Consider the following 19,398-nt stretch of genomic DNA (forward strand, 5'->3'; position numbering starts at 1 on the left):
GTACTGGCGGCTTCTTTCGTGAATGAGGCCATCGAGGCGTTGCGTAGACAATGATGAAGTTGTGGACTACGACTTCAATCGGCTCGGCCCGCTCGAGTTCGAACACATGATTCAGGATCTCGCGATTGCCGAGTTGGGGATTACTGTCACGACATTCGGGGCTGGCCGCGATGGCGGCCGTGAGGCTACGTTCAAGGGTCGTGTGGTCAACCCGAGAGACGCCTCCCTCGTCAACTGGGACGGCTACGGAATCGTCCAGGCGAAAACGATCCGGTTTCAAAGCGATGAGTCATCGGATTCGAAGTCGATTGCCGGAGTGGTGAAGACAGAGCTGGATCTCTTCGTCGGCAAGAACGGCGAACCCGCCGCCAGAAAGAATCCGCCGCGGTACTACATACTGGCAACCAACGTGCGGCTATCGCCGGCGGAGGGGAACGGCGGGATCGACACTGTCGCGAAGGCCCTCACTGAACATCCCGTGAACTTGGCTGACTTCGCCATCTGGCACTACGAACACCTTTGCCGTCTCTTGGATAAGCACGACGGGATTCGACGAAAGTTCGCGGGGTTCGTCACGCCGGGCGACGTGCTTTCCCTCCTCATGGACGTGTTGGGCGGATCTACCAAGTCGCTTGGGCCGATCTTGCGGTTGAACGCGGCACGGCAGATCGCCGCGAAGGAGTCGCTCAAGCTCGAGACTGGCGAGATCACTGAGACGACCAAGGTGCACCTGAGCGATATAGCGATCGACCTACCCTCGGAGGATTCGCGGGGGCATGCGGTGATGACGGTGAAACGCATTCTAGAGCGGGGAGACCATTCCCTCAGAAATAGTCACGGGCTCGACGAGCCCTACGCGTTCGTCGTCGTCGGTGGTCCAGGACAGGGAAAGAGCACGATCGGCCAAATCGTGGCTCAGGCCTACCGCGTCGCGCTCTTGCAGGACGCGACCATGTCCATTACTCCTGCCATCGACCGTGCTCTGACCGAGACTCGACGCCGGTTTGAGGAGATGGGTCTCGCTCTTCCGAACAACAAGCGATGGCCGATCGTCGTGGACGTCGCGGCCTTCGCCGACGCTCTTGCTCAGACACCGACGTTGACGGTAGTTGAGTATGCCGCACGCCAGTTGCGTGTACAGAGCTCCGACGTCTCCACTACTCAACTCGCGTCATGGCTTGCAATCTGGCCCTGGGTGCTTGTGTTGGACGGTCTGGACGAAGTCCCGGCCCGCTCGAGCCGTGAAGCGGTAGTCAACGCCACCAACGACCTCGTGACCGAATCGCGGCTGAACGACTGGGATCTCATGATCATCGGCACGACACGCCCGCAAGGATACGAGAACGAGTTCGACGAACTTCGGCCGGACCAGCTTCGACTAAAGACCTTGACCCCCGCCGAGGGGCTTGCGTACGGCAAGACGATCGTTGAGACGAAGCTAGCGGACAACCCTGAAGCCATCGCCGCCGTCGTCGCGCATCTGGAAGAGGCCAGCGTTCAGGCGCACTCCTCGCGCCTAATGACGACTCCGCTACAGGTCTCCATCATGGAGTTCCTTCTCGAGGAACTCGCCGAAGTGCCAACGACACGTCACGAACTCTTTGACGGCTATTATCGGGCGATATTTGCTCGCGAAAGCAAGAAAGCTGGATACCTCGGCACTCTTCTCAAACGACATCGAGAGCAGATCGAATGGGTGCACGAGCGAGTCGCGGCAGGGCTGCAGATGCAGTCCGAGCACACTGGAGAAGCGTACTCGTCACTCCCGGATGCTGAGATCACTACGCTGTTTCGCGAGAAGCTGACCGAAAATGGTTTCCTCGATGCCGAAGTCGAGAAGCTGTCTTCCGACTTGGATAAGGCAACAAAGCAGCGTCTGGTATTGCTGATCCCTCGGGTTCACGATCAGATCTCTTTTGAGGTGCGGAGCTTGCAGGAGTACATGGCGGCTCGGTGGATCGCTTCTGGCGACCTCGAAACGGTCCTTGGGCGGCTGCGGGCGCTAGCCCCATCGGCATACTGGCGCAACACCTGGCTTCTTGCAGCTGGACGCTTGTACTCATTGAGGCCGCAAGACCGAGACACTTTTCTGGAACGCCTACGCCAGTGGGACAACGAGTCGGTCGAGGCTGCGTTTATCGGTCGTGGATCACGTATGGCGCTGGAACTCCTGCGTGACGACTTCGCATCATCGATCCCGCTGCACTACAGGTCACTTCTGGAACTGGCGATGACAAGCCTCTCCCGGTGGCTCGGGCCGGACTGGAAGAGGCTGTCGATGATCGCACGTGAGGCCGTCAACGGAAATGACCACATGGCGCGGCAGATTGTCTTGAGTCGGCTTGAGGAGGGCGTCTCGTCAGGGTCACGGGCCCATCTCGGGGCGATCGCGATTCTGCGGGACTGGAAGGGCGACAGCGGTCGGAGCGGAGCGTTCGCTCGGAAGCAACTGCAGTTGGTTCACTGGCGGCCTGAGACTGAGGATGAGCGTCTTCTATCACGACCTACGTCACCGGTCGGAGAGGCGTTGGAGGAACATCTCGATCTAGCAGAGCTCACGGACGCTGAGCGGACGCTCTGGTTGGACGCCGCGAATGAGATGAGTTCGATTCACGTCAAACGGGATGTGACGCCGGCCGAGACCATCGCAATCACTCAAAGATCACTTCCATCGCGGGTGCTGTCTGCTTCCGCCTTCGAGAACCCGACAGTTCAGCGACTGATGATCAAAGCCGCCAATCAGGTTCCGATCAGCGGAGCCCCTGCGGCGATCGTTGCGCGAAGACTAATCTGTGCCGCGGACGAGAGCGCGCCTCGCGGTGTGGAGGCCGATCTTCTGAGCCATTGAGGGACGCTGATTCTCATCTGTCGAGCAGTCCCTCCGGCGAGCGGCCACCATACGGCGGCCGTGGCCCATCCAGCACCCAATAAGTCTGAGAACACCTGGGGTGGGCATCTAAGCGACGAACTCAATAGAGCCGTCACACGCACAGAATCGAGTCTCATCCCGTACTCTTTAGACGTTCTGACAAGCTTCGAACTGTCAGGGCCGTACCCGCACCGCGCGGGCACGTGCTTGACGCGATGCAGCTCGCACCCACGAGTGTTCGTCACCGATGACTTGGACGGCAAGCCCGTCGGGGCGCAAGCGCTCGGGATACCGACGCATCACTTCACGGGAGTTGTTGGCCTTCGCGAGGCTCTGCGCGCGGCGGGCGTCATCGACTAACTGCGGACGTTTCGTCTCGCTCCGCTCGCTCGCCGAACGGGGAGGGTGGGGCGTTTTGTCTCGATCGGCATCGCCGTGCTCGCTCAACGAACGGGCGGAACTAAACCCGCTCCCGCCAAGAGATCCCCCGCCCAGCGATCCGCCGCCCGGCCTCGTCCGCCGCGACCGGCTCCCCAACATCGGCACCGACTTCAAGCCCCACAACCGAGTGCACGATGGTCCCCTCATACACGTGCACGAGGTTGTACCCCTGCGCCGCATCCTGCCCCCGTGTAGCTCCGACCGGCTGGGCCAGATCCTGCCCGTATGCGCTCGACGACGCGGCCGCGACCGGAATCCCCGCGAACGTCCCGAACGACGGGTGGTGCACGTGCCCCGACAGGATCCCGCGCACATCCGATCCGGCCAGCACCTCAGCCAGCGCCGCCTGCTCCCGCAGCTCGACCGTCACCGCGAGGTCGAGCACCGTCGGCAGCGGCGGGTGATGAATCAGCAGCAGCGAACCCTCGGGCGCAGGCGTCGACAGCTCGGCCGCCAACCACTCCAACTGCTCCTCGTCGACGCGCCCCCAGTGTTGCCCGGGAACCGTCGAGTCCAGCACGATCACCCGCATCCCGCCGAACCAGCGCACCTCGACCACAGCATCCGATGCACCGCCAGCAAGCCCCAACTCCGCCCGCATCGCCCCACGCTCGTCGTGGTTGCCCATGGCCCAGACGACCTCGCACCCCAGCGCCTCAACAGCCGGCGCCACCAACTCCCGCAACCGCCGATACGACGATGCGTCCCCCCGATCCGCGAGATCCCCCGTGAACAGCAGAGCGTCAGGGCGAAGCCCCGAAGACACCAACCGGTCCAGCGCAGAAGCGAGGTTCGCATCGGCATCCGCTCCGCTGCCATACAGTGGCGCGCGTTCACCGGGAAGGTGCGTATCGGAGATGTGCACGAAGGTGTGCGATGGGCGAGAGTGTTCGGTGAGGATCATTTCTCTTCCAGTGAGACGACGAACAAGTACAGGACAGAAGTCAGACGGCCGCGGCGGTCGACCCGGGCACGAGGGTTCCGACGAACGGCTGCCGAACGGTCGGCGCAGAGTCGGCGTCAGAACTCAGAAGAAGCTGCATCGTCTCCACAGCCGCCGCAGCGACAGCCTCGACCGGAATCCGCAGCGTCGTCAGCCCCAGCAGGTCGGCACCGGGCAGGATGCCGTCGCACCCCGTCACGCTCACGTCGCCGGGCACCGACAGCCCCGCAGAGCGCAAAGCGCGCATGACCGCCAACTGCCGATAGTCCGACGCGGACATCACGGCCGTGGCTCCGTCGCGCACGGCATCCAGCGCCTCATCCACTCCATCGGTCGGTGCCGCCCCCGCAGACACCAGAGTCACCGACGCCCCGCCGGCGACCAGCGTCGATTCCATGGCCGACGCCCGCAGATGCTCAGCAAACGAGACATCCTCCGCGCCGGAGAGCACGACCACTCGCCGATGCCCCAACGACAACACATGTGAAGCCAGCATCCGCCCGTGCTCCGGATCGTCATAGTGCGCGGTATGAATCCGCTCCGCCGTCTCGACCCGCCCGGCGCGCACGATCGGCACCTGGTCGGCGAACGGCTCGAGCTGCGAGGCCGTGATGCCACCGGTCGCGACGATCAGTCCGGCCACCCGCATGCCGAGCAGCCGGTGCAGCGCGTTGACCTGCTCGGCGCCCTGCACGTCGGCGCCGATCGTCACGGTCACGAGGTCGAGGCCACGCCTGTGCGCCTCATCCTGCAGCCGCGAGAACAGCAGGCCGTATGCCGGGTTGCTCGCGTCGCGCAGCATCAGCCCGACCGTGCCGGTGCGACCGGCGGCGAGCTCGGCGGCCATCGTGTTGCGCACGTATCCGAGGCGCTCGGCCTCGGCGAGGATGCGCTCCTGGGTCTCGGGAGCGAATCGCCCCTCGCCCTTCAGCGCCCGGGTCGCGGTGGCCCGGGAGACCCCGGCGGCCGCCGCCACATCGCTGACCGTGACGCGCAGCCCCGGAGCACCGGCATCCGCACCACTCACGCGCGCGCCTTCTTGGCCTTGCGGGGCGCTCCGGCGCGCGAACCTCGTCCATACACGAGATACATGGTGACACCCATGATGATCATGAGCAGCACTGTATAGACGAAGGTGATCGGCATCGCGTCGAGATTGTTCTCGCCGCGCGTGCTCTCTTGGATCGCGACACCGAGCGGCTTGAACAACGGGTGGTAGAGGAAGATCGCCGCGTCATAGTCGTCGAGCAGGCTGTTGAAGTTCAGCGCCGTGATCGCCGCAGCGGTCGGCAGCACGAGCGGAACCAGCACCTTGCGGAACGTAGTCAGCGACTTCGCCCCGAGGATGCGCGAGGCGTCTTCGAGCGAGTCGGGCACCGACGCGAACCCGGCCTTGAGCAGGCGCAGGGTGAACGGGATCTTCACGCAGATGTACGCGATGAGCAGCAGGATCGGCGTGCCCGTGAGCACGAGTCCGCCGACGATCGCCCGCGGCTCGTCGAATGCGGTCACGAGGGCGAGGGCGATCAACACGATGGGCAGGATCCACGGGATGTGCAGCACGTACTCGATCGCGGTGGTCAGCAGGTTGCGGTGCTTCTGCAGCATCCGCGCCACGAACAGCAGACCGCCGACCACGACGATCGAGGCCACGGCGCTGTAGACGACGCTGACGATGAACGGGCGGATCGCCTCGGCGCTCGAAAACACGGTGATGTAGTTGTCGAGCGTGAAGCTGTCGAGCGTGATGGACCCGGCGAGGATGCTGCGCGCATCGACGAACGAGAAGATCACGATCAGCACGACCGGGATCAGGTAGATCACCCACAGCAGGTAGGCGATGACGTGCACGACGACGTTCGCGAACGGGTTGCGGATCTTCTGCTTCTGAATCGGCGTCGCCACCTTCGCGACCGAGAAGTACACGCCCGATTTCTCGAAGCGGTTCATGATCGCGAGCAGGATGATCGTCGCGATGCCGAGCACGATCGCCAGCAGCGCCGCGATGTCACGCGTGATGGGACTGCGCGAGAGATCGATGATCAGCGGTGCGACGGTCTGGAAGTCGGGACCGCCGAGCACGAGCGGAGCGGTCAGCGCCCCGAGCCCGATCAGGAACGTGAGCACCGTGACCGCGAAGAGCATCGGTTTCATCACCGGCAGCACGATGCGGCGCAGGATCGTCCACGTCGACGCGCCCATCAGCTTCGCCGCCTCGATCGACGCGTAGTCGACCTTGCCGAGCGACGAGGAGAGGAACAGCATGTGGTTGGTCGTGGTCGCGAAGGTCATCACGAAGACGACGGCGAAGTAGCCCGAGAACCAGTCGCGGTCCATGTCGGGCCACACGTTGACCATCATGTTCGTGAAGAACCCGAACCGGCCGTAGATGAAGTTGTATCCCGCGGCCAGCACGATGCCGCCGTAGATCAGGGTCGTGGCATAGCCGAGCCAGAGGATCCTCGCGCCTCGCACCTGGAAGTACTTCGTCACCAGCACGATGAACACGCCGACCACGTTGACGGTGATCGACAGGGTGACGGCGAGCAGGAAGCTGTTGCCGAGCGTCTTCAGCGCGCGCTCGCTGCCGAACAGCTTCTCGACGGCGCGGATGCTGAACTGCCCGTCGGGGAAGAAGGTGACGCCGAGCAGGGCGGCGTTCGGCAGCACGAGGAAGGCGGCGGCGAACCAGATCACGATGATGCCCGTGATCCAGGCGAGCGGCGAGCGCAGCATCGCCTTCACGCTGCCGGGCTTTCCTCTCTTACGGGGCCGCGGTCCCGGCGTCTGACCCTCGACGACCGCATGGGTGGTCAAGGAGCCGGCTTCTCCGGTCACGGCCGCTGACGGCGGGACCGCGGGGTCTGTGGGGTTCTGGGAGTTCTGCGAGTTCTGGGGAGTCGACATGTCACGCCGCCGGGTACTGCAGGATCCAGCGGGGGTCGACGTCGACGCGCACCGCGTCGCCCGGGTTCCACTGGCGGGCGCTCGCCGCGGCGGGAACGCTGACGCGCAGCGCGGCATCCTCTGCCGTCACCGTGTAGACGCTGTGGCTGCCGTGGTACGTGCGGTCGACGATGGTGCCATCGAGCGAAGCGGATGCCGCAGAGACCTCATGCGCCTCGGCGAGGTGCAGCTTCTCGGGCCGTACGTAGCTCTCTGCCGTGGCATCCAGTCCGCCGCCGAGGCTCGTGATCTGCGCCGGGCTGAGACGGTTGTTCTCGCCGATGAATCGGCAGACGAACGGCGTCGCGCTGCGGTCGTAGATCTCCTCAGGAGTGCCGACCTGCTGCAGCGTGCCGGCGTCGAGCACGGCGATGCGGTCGCTGAGGGTGAGCGCCTCTTCTTGATCGTGGGTGACGTAGACCGTGGTCACGCCGACCTCGCGCTGCAGCTCTTTCAGCTGCTCACGCAGCTGCACACGTAGCTTCGCGTCGAGGTTCGACAGCGGCTCGTCGAGCAGCAGGATGCTGGGGGTCAGCGCGAGCGCGCGGGCGATCGCCACGCGCTGCTGCTGCCCACCCGAGAGCTCCGACACGTTCTTGTCGAGCTGCGACTGCGCGAGGCCGGTGCGGTCGGCGATCTCGTCGACGCGGCGACGCTGGTCGGCCTTCGACGTCTTCTGGACAGAGAGGCCGAACGCGATGTTCTCGCGCACGTTCATGCTCGGGAACAGCGCGTAGTTCTGGAACACCATGCCCACGCCGCGCTTCTCGCTCGGCACGCGCGTGACATCGCGCCCGCCGATCAGGATGCGCCCGCCGGTCGGCTCGACGAACCCGGCGAGTGTGCGGAGGGCCGTGGTCTTGCCGCATCCGGACGGACCCAGGAGGGTGAAGAACTCACCCTCCCGGATCTCCAGATCGAGGTGCGAGACCGCATGGTGATCGCCGAACGCGACCTCGACATCTTCGAAACGGATCATGCTGTCTTTCCGGCTAGGTGGTGAAGAGGGGTTCGGTTCGATCAGCCGATGTACTCGAGCGTGACCTTCTCGACCCACGCTCCGAGGTTCTCGCTCACGAAGCCGAAGTCGATGTCCTGACGGTCGAGGGTGCCCATGAGCTCGACGACCTCGGGGTTGGCCTGCTCGACCGCGCCCTCGTTGACGGGCATCGAGTTGAACTCGGCGGCGAACTCGCCCTGCACCTCGGCACTGCCGAACCAGTCGATGAACTCCTGCGCCTTGGCCTCGTTGCCGGTGCCGTTGATCTGCGCGATCTGCTCGGTGACATACGGCACGCCGTAGTCGGGAACGATCATGCCGGTCTTGGTGCCGTACTCCTCGTCACGGGCGGCGATGCCGCTCGAGGGAAGCACGCCGTAGTCGATCTCGTCACGCGTGATGCGGGCGTAGAGGTCGGTGCCCTCGACCGCGGGCGAGCCGTTGGCGTAGTACGCCTCGACGAGCTCCCAGCCCTCGTCGCTGACGCCCAGGTCGCCGTCCTCATCGAGGTGACGCGACAGGATGCTGGCGAGCACGAGCTGCGGGGTGGCCTGGCCCAGTGCCGGGTTGACCTCGTAGCGGCCGGCGTACTCCTCGGTCCAGAGGTCCTCCTCGTCGGAGGGGGCATCGGTGGTCGTGTTCTCGTCGTAGACGGTGACGATGGCCTGCTCGACGAGCGGCCAGAAGGCGCCGTCGGCTGGGTCGCCCGCGTCGGCGGGAACCTCTCCGCTCCACTCGGGCTCGTAGGCGGTGATCGCCTCTTCGGCCTTGAGCTGCTCGAAGAACATGTTGTTCAGACCGAACACGACATCGCCGACCGGGTTGTTCTTCTCGGCGATGATGCGGTTGGTGAGGTCGGCGCCGCCGAGGCCCACGATCTCGATGTCGATGCCGGCATCCGCTGCCTTCTCGGTGATCCACTCACCACGGCCGTCGCTGTTCGAGTTGGTGTAGACGATGAGGGTCGCATCCGACCCGCCGTCGCTCGAGCCGCCGTCGGTCTCGGTGCTGCCGCCTGCGCAGCCGGTCAGGGTCACGGCCGCCACCGCAGCGATTCCCAGGAGAGACCAGCGCTTCTTTCGGATGTCGACCATGGTCGCCTTTCTCGTCATCGAGGTATGTCTGATCCGACTTTACCCCGGAGTTGTGGTTTATGTACAACGATCTGTCTGATTCTTAGCCGCGTTCGCGCGACCGCACTCAAGATAGGCGGCGGAAGTGAACGCACGGGGAGTGCGAAGTGAACGTTGCGCGGTTCGATGGGCGCGTGTCGTCTCGCTCGGCTTCGCCGTGCTCGCTCAACGACCGGGGCGTATGCCGTTCGATGGGCGCGTTTCGTCTCGCTCGGCTTCGCCGTGCTCGCTCAACGACCGGGGGGATGCCGTTCGTTGAGCGAAGACGACGAAGTCGCCTGAGACGAAACGTGGTGGGCCGATAGGGGAGCGTTTCGTCTCGCTCGGCTTCGCCGTGCTCGCTCAACGACCGGGGGGCGACGACGGTTCGCTCAACGACCGGGGGGTATGCCGTTCGTTGAGCGAAGACGACGAAGTCGACTGAGACGAAACGTGGTGGGCCGGTGCGGGGGCGTTTCGTCTCGCTCGGCTTCGCCGTGCTCGCTCAACGACCGCGGCTGGCGTCAGGCGGAGAACGCGGGCACGGCCTCGATCAGCATCCGGGTGTACTCCTCCTGCGGAGCCGTGAAGATCTGTGTCGCGTCACCGCACTCGACGAGCTTTCCGTTCTTGAGAACGGCGACGCGGTCGGCCGTCTCGGCGACGACTCCGAGGTCGTGCGTGATGAAGAGGTAGGTCAGCTCGCGCTCGCGCTGCAGCTCGTCGAGCAGGGCGAGGATCTGCGCCTGCACCGACACGTCGAGCGCCGAGACCGCCTCGTCGAGCACGAGGAACTCGGGATCGAGCGCGAGGGCGCGGGCGATCGCCACGCGCTGTCGCTGGCCGCCGGAGAGCTCGTCGGGGAAGCGGCCGAGCATCCCGTCGGGGAGAGCGACCTGCTCCGACAGCTCGAGAGCGCGCTTCGACCGTGATTGTCGATCGCCCTCGCCGAACGACAGCAGCGGCTCGGTGATGAGCTGCTCGATCGTCATGCGCGGGTTCAGCGAGTCGAACGGGCTCTGGTAGACCATCTGGAACCGCCGCCGCAGCTGACGCAGCTTCTCGCCCTTGAGGTGCGTGATGTCCTCGCCGGCGAAGGAGATCGATCCCGACGTCGGCTCCTCGAGGCGCAGCACGAGTCGCGCGAGCGTGCTCTTGCCCGATCCGGATTCGCCCACGACGGCGAGCGTCTCACCGCGGCGCACCTCGAGCGAGACGGCGTCGACGGCCGTGAGCGTACGACGGTCGCCTGCGCCCTTGGGCAGCGGGAAGATCTTGGTCAGCTCGGTCACCCGCACGATCGGCTCGCCACCGAACTCGATGCGGGCCGTGGTCGATGCGGTCCGTCGCTCGTGCGCGCTCAACCGGGGCGCTGCAGCGATGAGCTTGCGCGTGTACTCGTGCGTCGGAGCATTCATCACCTGCTCTGCGGGCCCGGAATCGACGATCTCGCCCTGCTTCATGACGATGACCCGGTCGGCCCGTTCGGCCGCCATCCCCAGGTCGTGGGTGATGAGCAGGATCGCCGTTCCAAGTTCTCGGGTCAGGTTCGCGAGATGGTCGAGGATCTGCTTCTGCACCGTCACATCGAGAGCGCTCGTGGGCTCATCGGCGATGATCAGGCTCGGCTGCGCGGCCAGTGCCCCCGCGATCAGCGCGCGCTGCTTCATGCCACCCGAGAACTGATGCGGGTACTGCTTCGCCCGCTCGGCCGGATACGTCAGCCCTGCCATCTCGAGCAGTTCGACCGCGCGATCGTGGGCGTCATGCTTCGTCGCGAGTCCGTGCACGAGCAGCGGCTCCGCCACCTGCACGCCCACGCGCCGCACGGGATTGAGAGACAGTGCCGGATCCTGAGGCACCAGCCCGATGAGACGCCCGCGGATGCTGCGCCAGCGGCGCTCGCTCAGCGGGATGAGGTCTTCGCCCTCGAACTCGATGCGCCCGCTCACCACTTCGGCGTTGGGAGCGAGGAGATTCATGATCGACTGCGCGACGGTGCTCTTGCCCGAGCCCGACTCGCCCACGATCGCGACCACCTCGCCGCGACCCACGCTCAGGTCGACGCCCCGCACCGCATCGACCTCGCGGTCGCCGATCCGGTAGGCGACGCGCAGGTCTTCGACACGCAGGATGTCATCACGCGCGGCGGGTTGCCCGCTGGGCGTCGGGTTCACGGACTCGCCGAGTCGAGCGGACTCATCGGCGGTCGCGGCGACGTCGTTCGGCATGCGTCCTCCTCATCGAGCACGGGTCGTGCCATCAGCACTGATCATCTTCCGTTCACGCTAGGCGTGCGGATTCATCCCGATCAAGCCCTACATCGGCATTGGGCTATGCACCCGCTGCATCGATCACGCGGAGTCATCCACCTCGTCGACCAGGCTCAGCAGTCGTTCGACGAGCGGATTGTGAGACTCCGCGTTCCACGCGATGTCGAGTTCGACGCTGTTCACCCGCGACGACGGATCGGCGTCGCTGATCGGCAGCAGCGTCACCGAGTCGGGGGAGATCCGCTCGGCGGACTCGGGCACCAGCGTGAACCCGATGCCGGCGCTGACCATCGCGAGCAGCGCGGGCACCTGCCCGGCGTACTGCACGATGTGCGGATGCACCCCGCTCGCCACGAACATCGACAGCAGCAGGTCGTGGAAGTACCGTGCGCCGCTCGGCGAGTACATGAGCAGCGACTCGTCTTTGAGGTCGATGAGCTTCAGCGGCTCGCCACGCTGCGCGAGGGCCGAATCGCTCGGAAGAGCCACCGACAGGTGCTCGCGGTAGACCGCGCGACTGCTGATCTGCGGTCGGGCGAGCAGCGGCCGCATCAGGCCGATGTCGACCGTGCCCTTCTCGAGCTCCTCCACCTGGTCGAGGGAGACGAGCTCGCGCAACAGCAGCGTGACGCCGGGCAGTTCGGCTGACGCGCGGCGCAGCAGATCGGGCACGACCGCCTGGCCCGCCATCGCCGTGTACGCGATCGTGACGGTGCCGGCCGCGCCCTCGCCGACGGAGCGCACATCCGAGACGGCCTTCGCCGCGAGGTCGAGGAGGCGGCGCGCGTTGGGAAGCAGCGCGCGCCCGGCCTGGGTCAGCGCCACACGACGACTGGTGCGGTCGAACAGCCTGGTCGAGAGCTCGCGCTCGAGCTGCTGGATCTGACGACTGAGTGGCGGCTGGGTCATCTTCAGCCGTGTCGCCGCCGCCCCGAAGTGCAGTTCCTCGGCCACGGCGATGAAGCATTCGAGCTGTACCAGCGAGATCATCGATCCACTCCCGACATCAATCAGTGCGACTTTTGGTTTGTCTGCGCATCTGTCCCCACCATAGTGTCGGAGAAACTCGATGACGCGGAATCCGCTGATGCGGAGTCCCCGGAGTCTCACCAACGGAGGCGTGATGTCCGAAGAGCTCCTGCTGTCTGTCCCTGCTGCCACGCGGCTGGCCGAGAACGCGGTGCGGTCCGTCCGCATCACGCCCGTGGCCTTCCAGGACCCACCACTGCTCAACACCGTCGGCGTGCACGAGCCCCTGGCGCTGCGCGCCATCGTTCAGGTGACCACCGAGTCGGGGGTCGTCGGGCTCGGCGAGACCTATGGCGACAGTGCGCACCTGCAGCGGATGAAGGTCGCCGCCGACGCGGTGCTCGGATGCGACGTGTTCGCGACCAATGATCTGCGCGCGCGGGTCGAACGCAGTGTGGCCGGCGACGGCATCCGTGGTGGGCATGGCATGTCGGGCATGGTCACGGGCACCAGCACGGGCGACCGCGTGCTCTCGCCGTTCGATGTCGCCACCGTCGACATCCGCGGAAAGCTGCTCGGGGTGCCGGCGAGCGTGCTGCTGGGCGGGCGCGTGCGCGATGCCGTTCCGTTCAGCGGCTACCTCTTCTACAAGTGGGCGGGTCATCCGGGAGGGTCCGTCGACGAGTGGGGCGAAGCCCTCACGCCCGAGGGGATCGTCGCGCAGGCGCGGCGCATCGTCGACGCTTACGGCTTCACCGCGCTCAAGCTCAAGGCCGGGGTTTTCGCGCCCGACGACGAGATCGCGGCGATCCTAGCGCTGCGCGAGGAGTTTCCCGATCACCCGCTGCGCATCGATCCGAACGGCGCCTGGACCGTCGAGACCTCGCTGCGGGTCGCTGACGCGCTGAAAGACGTGCTCGAATACCTCGAAGACCCCACCCCGGGCCTTGCGGGCATGGCCGAGGTGCGCCGCCACACGGATCTGCCGCTCGCGACCAACATGTGCGTCGTGGCGTTCTCGCACATCCCCGAGGCGGTGCGCCTCGGCGCGATCGACATCGTGCTCTCCGACCACCACTTCTGGGGTGGCCTCGAGCGTTCGCGCCTGCTCGCCGGGTTCGCCGAGACTCTCGGGTGGGGGCTCTCGATGCACTCGAACTCGCACCTCGGCATCAGCCTCGCCGCGATGACCCACCTGGCCGCGGCCACTCCCGGCGTCGGATACGCATGCGACACGCACTGGCCCTGGAAGCGCGAGGACGAGGACGTCATCGCGCCGGGCGCACTGAGCTTCGTCGACGGGTCGCTGGCGGTGCCGACCGCACCGGGCCTCGGCGTCGACCTCGACCCCGAGGCGCTGGCGCGGCTGCATCGGCAGTACCTCGACGGCGGCATCCGCGAGCGCGACGACACCGGCTACATGCAGCGGGTCGACCCCGGATACGTGCTGGAAAGTCCCCGCTGGTGAGCGCGGCGAGCCGTCCGTTGCGCATCGCGGTCACCGACGCGATCATGTCGGCGTTCTCCGACGATCTGCGCCGCACCGAGCGGCCGCACGAGTGGGTGTTCGCCGATCCTGGCGTGCCCGGCTCCGCGCGCGCCGCGATCGACGGTGCCGACGTGGTGATCTGCTCGCGGCTCACGACCGACGACATGGCCGGCGCCGATCACGTGCGGCTCGTGCACGCGACGGGTGCCGGAGTCGACCGGATCGATGCCGAAGCCGTGCCCGATGGTGTGCCGCTGTGCAACACCGGTCATCATGGCCCCGCGATCGCCGAGCACGTGATCATGACGGCGCTCATGCTGCGCCGTCGAGCGCTCGAGGCCGACGCCGAGATGCGCCGGGGAGAGTGGCGCACGATCGCCACCGAGCCGGGTTCTCCTCCGGCGGGCGTGCCGTACCACCGATCGCTCGCCGGCAGCACCCTGGGGCTCATCGGCTATGGCGAGATCGGCCGCTCCGTCGCCCACCTCGCGAAGGCGTTCGGGATGCGCGTGGTCGCCCTGCGCCGGCATCCGGACGCGGGCGGACCCGGCACCGAGCTGCTCGACCGCGTGTACGGCGAAGAGCAGCTGCATCCGCTGCTGCGCGAGAGCGATGTGGTCGTCGTCACCGCACCCCTCACCGAGAGCACGCGCGGGATGATCGATGCCGACGCGCTCGCACAGCTGCACGCCGACGCGCTGATCGTCAACGTCGCCCGTGGCGCGCTCATCGACGAGGACGCCCTGTACGCAGCCCTCGCAGAGAAACGCATCGGAGGGGCGGCGATCGACGTGTGGTGGGATGCGCCGCAGGGCACCGAGGCACCTCCTGTCGTGCACAGGTTCGCCGCGCTCGACCGGGTGGTGCTGACCCCGCACCACTCGGGTCACGCCAGCGAGGTCTTCAGCGCGCGCGCCGCCGACATCGCACGCAACATCGACCTGCTCGACGCCGGTCTTCCCCTCGAGCGTCAGGTGCGCTGAGCACGAGGATCGAGCTCGCTGAGCAGGAGGACTGAGGCGCTGAGCGCCTCGGCATCCGGTCAGAACATCTCGACCAGGCGGGTGACGATCAGCGTCACGGCGCCGAGAGCGGACGCCCCGAGGGCGATCGCTCGCGTACGCCGCCGATTGAGGAACCTGTTCACGAACCGCGACAGCACCACGCCGCCCACGGCGAACGGCGCCATCCAGGCGGCGGTGGCGAGCGCATGCGCGGGGACCGCGCCCCACAGGAACAGGGCCACGAGCGACAGCGACGACCCGACGAGGAAGAACGCCGACATCGTGCCGCGCAACCGCGGCCCCTCTGACCCCTGCCAGATGATCGCCATCGGTGTGCCGCCCACAGACGTCGTCGTTCCCATGAGGCCCGACAGCGCCCCCGCCACCGCCTGGGTCGTCCTGGTCACCCGCGGGTGCCAGCCGCGCAGCGACATGACGACGCCCAGCAGCACGACGCCGGCGACCGCCCATGACAGCGCGGTCGCCGACATGACGGCGACGAGCCCCGCTCCGACGACGGTTCCCGGCACGCGGCCTGCCAGCGCCCAGCCGGCGCCTCGCAGGTCGAGCGCTGCGCGATCCATCACCACCACGATCAGCGTCACGACCATCGCCAGCATGATCACGAGCACCGGCAGCAGCGTGGCGTCTATGAGGGCGATGAATGGGGCAGCCAGCATGCCCATGCCGAATCCGATCGAGCCCTGCATGCAGGCGGCGGCGAGGATCACCGCACCCAGCAGCGTGAACTCGAGGACCGTCACCAGGGGCTCAGCTGCGCGCGGCGATCGAGCCGATCACACGACGACGCTTCTTGCTCTGCAGGCGCCAGCGCTGGCCAGGGTCCGTCGCAAGACGCAGCCACGCGGCCAGCACGTTGGCGCAGACCGTGGTGATCACGATCGCAAGACCCGGGAGCACCGACTGCCACCACGCCTCGGCGAGGTACTGGCGCCCCTGCGAGACCATGAGGCCCCAACTGACGTCGGGCGGCTGGATGCCGATGCCGAGGAAGCTCAGCGACGACTCGGCCAGCATCACGTAGCAGAACTCGAGCGTGGCGAGCGTGACGAGAGTCGGCAGCACGTTCGGGACGATGTGCCGGAAGACGATGGCGCGGTTCGTGGCTCCGAAGTTCGTCGCGGCATCGACGAACATTCGGGAGCGCAGCTCGGCGGCATCCGCTCGCGCGGTGCGCAGGTAGAGAGGGATGCGTGTGATCGCGAGCACGAGCACGATGTTCGCCGCGCTCGGGTTGAAGACGTAGAGGATAACGACGGCGAGCAGCAGCGAGGGGAAGCTCATGATGACGTCGGCGATGCGCATCGACACCGACTCGCGCCATCCGCGGTGGAATCCGGCCCACATGCCCCAGATCGATCCGACGATCGCGGAGACGACCACGGCCGCGGCGGCGACACCCAGGGTGGTGCCTGCCGCGGTGATGATGCGGGCGAGCAGGCTGCGTCCCAGCGAGTCACTGCCGAGTGCGTACTCCCAGCCGAGCTGGAAGCTGAACGGCGGCATGTTGCGCGCCCCGAGATCCTGCCGCTGCGCGATCTCGCCGAACAGCGGGGGACCGACGATCGCGGTGAGCACGATGAACGCGAGGATGATGGCGGCGGATGCGGCGACCTTGTCCTTCCACAGCAGCTGCCAGAGGTTGGCGCGGCCGGACGACCGTGCTCCGCGCGCCTTCTGAGTGAGGACGGTGACTGTCGATGCGTTGTTGTCAGACATTCGTCAGCACCTCTGCCTTCGTGTCGGAGAGCGCCCCCGGGCCGCGACGACGGGCGCGAGAGCCGGACGTCGGCCTGACTCGCGGGTCGAGCAGTGCATAACCGAGGTCGATGATGATGTTCAGGGCGAAGATCGCCAGTGCTGTGATCAGCACCGCGGCCTGCAGCACCGCGAAGTCGCGCTGCAGGATCGAGTCGATCATGAGCTTGCCGATGCCGGGCCAGCCGAAGATCGACTCGACGACCACGGCGCCGTTGATGAGGCCGACGGTCAGGTCGCCGGCCACGGTGAGGGCGGGGGCTGCGGCGTTGCGCAGCGCATGCTTCGAGACGATGTGCATCTGCCCTGCACCGCGGCTGCGGGCGACCTGGATGTAGGGCTGACCCAACACGGTCACCATCGACCCGCGCACGACCTGGGCGAGAACTCCGACCGGACGCAGCATGAGCGTCGCGACCGGGAGGATCCAGACGAGCGCTCCGTCGGTGCCGGAGGTCGGCAGCCAGCCCAGCGTGATCGCGAAGATCCAGATGCCGAGGATGGCCACCCAGAAGTCGGGCACGCTCGCCGCCGTCATCGAGAAGAAGCTCACGATGCGGTCGGCGATGCCGTTCGGCTTCAGCGACGCCCAGCTGCCGAGCGCCACGGCGATGACGATCGCCAGGACCATCGTGACCGCGGCGAGCTGCAGGGTGGCGGGGAAGGCGCGCAGCGCCATCTCGGCTGCGGGTTCACCGGTGCGCAGCGACTGACCGAAGTCGAGCTGCAGGACTCCGAGGAAGTAATCGCCCATCTGCTTCCACAGCGGCTGGTCGAAGCCGTTGCGGGCCGCGAAGTCCTCGCGCATCTGATCGGTCGCGTTCAGCGGCAGATACAGCTGCGACGGATCGCCGGTGAGGCGGGCGAGCACGAAGACACCCAGGACGACTGCGATCAGCGGCAGCGCGCTCTGCAGGATTCGTTTTCTCAGGTAGGTCCACATGGTCGCCCGCCTCTCACTCTCACTCTCGCTCGCGGTCAGCCCGCGAGCGAGACCTCCTTGATGCGCAGCTCGTCGCCGGTCGACGAGTTGGGCTCGTAGGTCACCCGGTCGGCGAGACCGAGCATGACCGTCTGGTGCGCGATCGGGGCCAGGGCCACGACGTTCTCACGCTCGTAGGCGAAGACCTCTTCGTACGCGGCCTGGCGCTCGTCGCCGGTGAGGGTCCGCGCGGTGGTGATGAGCTCGTCCAGGGCCGGGTCGCCGAACTCGGCCTGTGCGCCGCCCGTGAGCATGTACTGCTCGACCGTGAACTGCGCGTCACCTGCCTGGTTTCCGTGCTGGATGAGCATCGAGATCGGACCCTCGTTCGTGACGAACGGACTCAGCTGGTACTGCAGGTGCTGAGTGGTGTCGACCATGCGCAGCTCGACGTTCAGCCCCGCGGCCGCCAGCTGCTCGCGCAGCACCTCGCCCAGTTCGCTGACCTTCGGGAACTGCGCGGTGCGCACCGGCATGAGGATCTTCGTGTCGACCGCGACGCCGTCGGCCGCAGCCTCCTCGACCAGGGCCTTCGCCTTCTCGGGGTCGTACTCCCACGGCTCGAGGTCGGCGTTGAACCCGACGATGCCCTCGGGGATCAGCTGCGCGGCCACCTTGTCGCCATCGGGGTAGAGCGACGAGACGATGCCCTCGCGATCGATGGCGTAGTTGATCGCCTGACGGATGCGGATGTCGTCGAGCGGAGCCGTCTCGCCCGAGAAGCGCAGGGCGATAGTCTCGTTGTTCGGGTAGCTCACGCCGAGGTCTCCGATGCCGTCCTCGGCACTGAGGCCGAGGGCGATGTCGGCTTCGCCGCTGGTGATCATCGCGGCACGGACGGTGCCCTCGGAGCGCCACTGGTACTCGACGTCGGCGAACTGCGGGGCGTCGCCCCAGTAGTCGTCGTTGCGCTCGAGCGTCAGCTTCGTGCCGGCCTGCCACTCGCCGATCGCGTAGGGGCCGGTGCCGACCGGCTCGCGCACGAACTCGGTGTTCGAGGTCTCGGGCGAGACGATCTCGATGAACGACAGCTTCAGGGGGAGGATCGGGTCGGGGCTCGGGGTGGTGACCGTGAGCGTGGTGGCGTCGGTCGCCTCGACCTCGAGGTCGTCGTCGCCGAAGATGTAGCCCTCGACGTTGCAGCCGAGGTCGCCGTTCACGGCGCGATCGATGGAGTAGGCGGCTGCCTCGGCATCGAACGGCGTGCCGTCCTGGAAGGTGACGTCATCGCGGACGGTGAACGTCCACTCCGTGTCGCCGGTCTGCTCCCACTCGGTGGCCAGCAACGGTTCGAGCTCGCCCGTCGAGGGGTTGCGCTCGACCAGCGGCTCGGTGACCGTGCTGCGCACGACGACGCCGGTGGAGGTGAGGTTGGCGTCGCACGCCTCGAGGGTCGGGGGCTCCTGCGTGAGCACGACACGGAGGGTGTCGCCCGTGCCGCCCTCGCCGCCGCCTTCCGACTCCGAGTTGGCGACGGAGCACGAAGCCAGCAGTGCGATCGATGCGATTCCGGCAGTGACCGCGGCTGCCCGGGTGCCTCTGCGTCGGGGGGAAGAAAGCTTCATCGGGTTCCTCCAGGTAGGGGACGGCC

The 19,398-nt window shown here is 66.7% G+C and carries 14 protein-coding genes; 3 read left to right on the plus strand and 11 right to left on the minus strand.

Translation table 11 applies throughout. The features are described 5' to 3' along the window. The first annotated feature begins 61 nt into the window (after nucleotides 1-61). A complete protein-coding gene (locus OPU70_RS12075; protein ID WP_498557890.1) occupies nucleotides 62-2,848 on the plus strand; it encodes an NACHT domain-containing protein in 2,787 nt (928 codons plus the stop codon). Between the two features lie 481 nt (nucleotides 2,849-3,329). On the opposite strand, the gene OPU70_RS12080 is transcribed toward OPU70_RS12075, so the two are convergent. The 7 genes from OPU70_RS12080 to OPU70_RS12110 form a co-directional block, all read right to left on the minus strand. Further along, a complete protein-coding gene (locus OPU70_RS12080) occupies nucleotides 3,330-4,214 on the minus strand; it encodes a metallophosphoesterase (RefSeq protein ID WP_498557891.1) in 885 nt (294 codons plus the stop codon). Nucleotides 4,215-4,254: 40 nt separating this feature from the next. After that, the gene (locus OPU70_RS12085) at nucleotides 4,255-5,280 is read right to left on the minus strand and encodes a LacI family DNA-binding transcriptional regulator (protein ID WP_498557892.1); all 1,026 of its coding nucleotides are present in this window, start codon (nucleotides 5,278-5,280) and stop codon (nucleotides 4,255-4,257) included. Further along, entirely contained in the window at nucleotides 5,277-6,989 is a 1,713-nt protein-coding gene (locus OPU70_RS12090; RefSeq protein ID WP_498557912.1) for an ABC transporter permease, read from the minus strand. The genes OPU70_RS12085 and OPU70_RS12090 overlap by 4 nt, the downstream gene beginning before the upstream one ends. Nucleotides 6,990-7,161: 172 nt before the next feature. Then, the gene (locus OPU70_RS12095) at nucleotides 7,162-8,178 is read right to left on the minus strand and encodes an ABC transporter ATP-binding protein (protein ID WP_498557893.1); all 1,017 of its coding nucleotides are present in this window, start codon (nucleotides 8,176-8,178) and stop codon (nucleotides 7,162-7,164) included. 41 nt (nucleotides 8,179-8,219) lie between these two features. Further along, nucleotides 8,220-9,293 carry an extracellular solute-binding protein gene (locus tag OPU70_RS12100; RefSeq protein WP_079112018.1) on the minus strand — a complete coding sequence of 358 codons (1,074 nt, stop codon included), beginning with the start codon at nucleotides 9,291-9,293 and terminating at the stop codon, nucleotides 8,220-8,222. Nucleotides 9,294-9,835: 542 nt separating this feature from the next. Next, nucleotides 9,836-11,542, minus strand: coding sequence for a dipeptide ABC transporter ATP-binding protein (locus OPU70_RS12105; RefSeq protein WP_079112019.1), 1,707 nt, complete (start codon nucleotides 11,540-11,542; stop codon nucleotides 9,836-9,838). Between the two features lie 123 nt (nucleotides 11,543-11,665). Next, the gene (locus OPU70_RS12110) at nucleotides 11,666-12,574 is read right to left on the minus strand and encodes a LysR family transcriptional regulator (protein WP_498557894.1); all 909 of its coding nucleotides are present in this window, start codon (nucleotides 12,572-12,574) and stop codon (nucleotides 11,666-11,668) included. Nucleotides 12,575-12,707: 133 nt separating this feature from the next. Here OPU70_RS12110 and OPU70_RS12115 point away from each other — a divergent pair, with 133 nt between their 5' ends. Both OPU70_RS12115 and OPU70_RS12120 read left to right on the plus strand, forming a co-directional pair. Continuing rightward, on the plus strand, nucleotides 12,708-14,021 hold the full coding sequence (locus OPU70_RS12115) for a glucarate dehydratase family protein (RefSeq protein WP_498557895.1): 1,314 nt from the start codon (nucleotides 12,708-12,710) through the stop codon (nucleotides 14,019-14,021). Beyond that, nucleotides 14,018-15,025: an NAD(P)-dependent oxidoreductase gene (locus OPU70_RS12120; RefSeq protein WP_475123352.1), complete on the plus strand. Its 1,008-nt coding sequence runs from the start codon at nucleotides 14,018-14,020 to the stop codon at nucleotides 15,023-15,025. Before OPU70_RS12115 ends, OPU70_RS12120 begins: the two co-directional genes overlap by 4 nt. A 59-nt stretch (nucleotides 15,026-15,084) precedes the next feature. On the opposite strand, the gene OPU70_RS12125 is transcribed toward OPU70_RS12120, so the two are convergent. From OPU70_RS12125 to OPU70_RS12140, 4 genes are read right to left on the minus strand one after another with little or no spacing between them, the layout of a single operon-like run. Next, nucleotides 15,085-15,810 carry a sulfite exporter TauE/SafE family protein gene (locus OPU70_RS12125; protein ID WP_079112021.1) on the minus strand — a complete coding sequence of 242 codons (726 nt, stop codon included), beginning with the start codon at nucleotides 15,808-15,810 and terminating at the stop codon, nucleotides 15,085-15,087. A 7-nt stretch (nucleotides 15,811-15,817) separates the two neighbouring features. After that, a complete protein-coding gene (locus OPU70_RS12130) occupies nucleotides 15,818-16,786 on the minus strand; it encodes an ABC transporter permease (protein WP_311877529.1) in 969 nt (322 codons plus the stop codon). Further along, entirely contained in the window at nucleotides 16,779-17,768 is a 990-nt protein-coding gene (locus tag OPU70_RS12135) for an ABC transporter permease (protein ID WP_082041104.1), read from the minus strand. The genes OPU70_RS12130 and OPU70_RS12135 overlap by 8 nt, the downstream gene beginning before the upstream one ends. Nucleotides 17,769-17,803: 35 nt before the next feature. Beyond that, nucleotides 17,804-19,372 carry an ABC transporter substrate-binding protein gene (locus OPU70_RS12140; protein ID WP_367822086.1) on the minus strand — a complete coding sequence of 523 codons (1,569 nt, stop codon included), beginning with the start codon at nucleotides 19,370-19,372 and terminating at the stop codon, nucleotides 17,804-17,806. Nucleotides 19,373-19,398: the final 26 nt, after the last annotated feature.

Source organism: Microbacterium sp. SWDP-B6 (genome assembly GCF_059803615.1).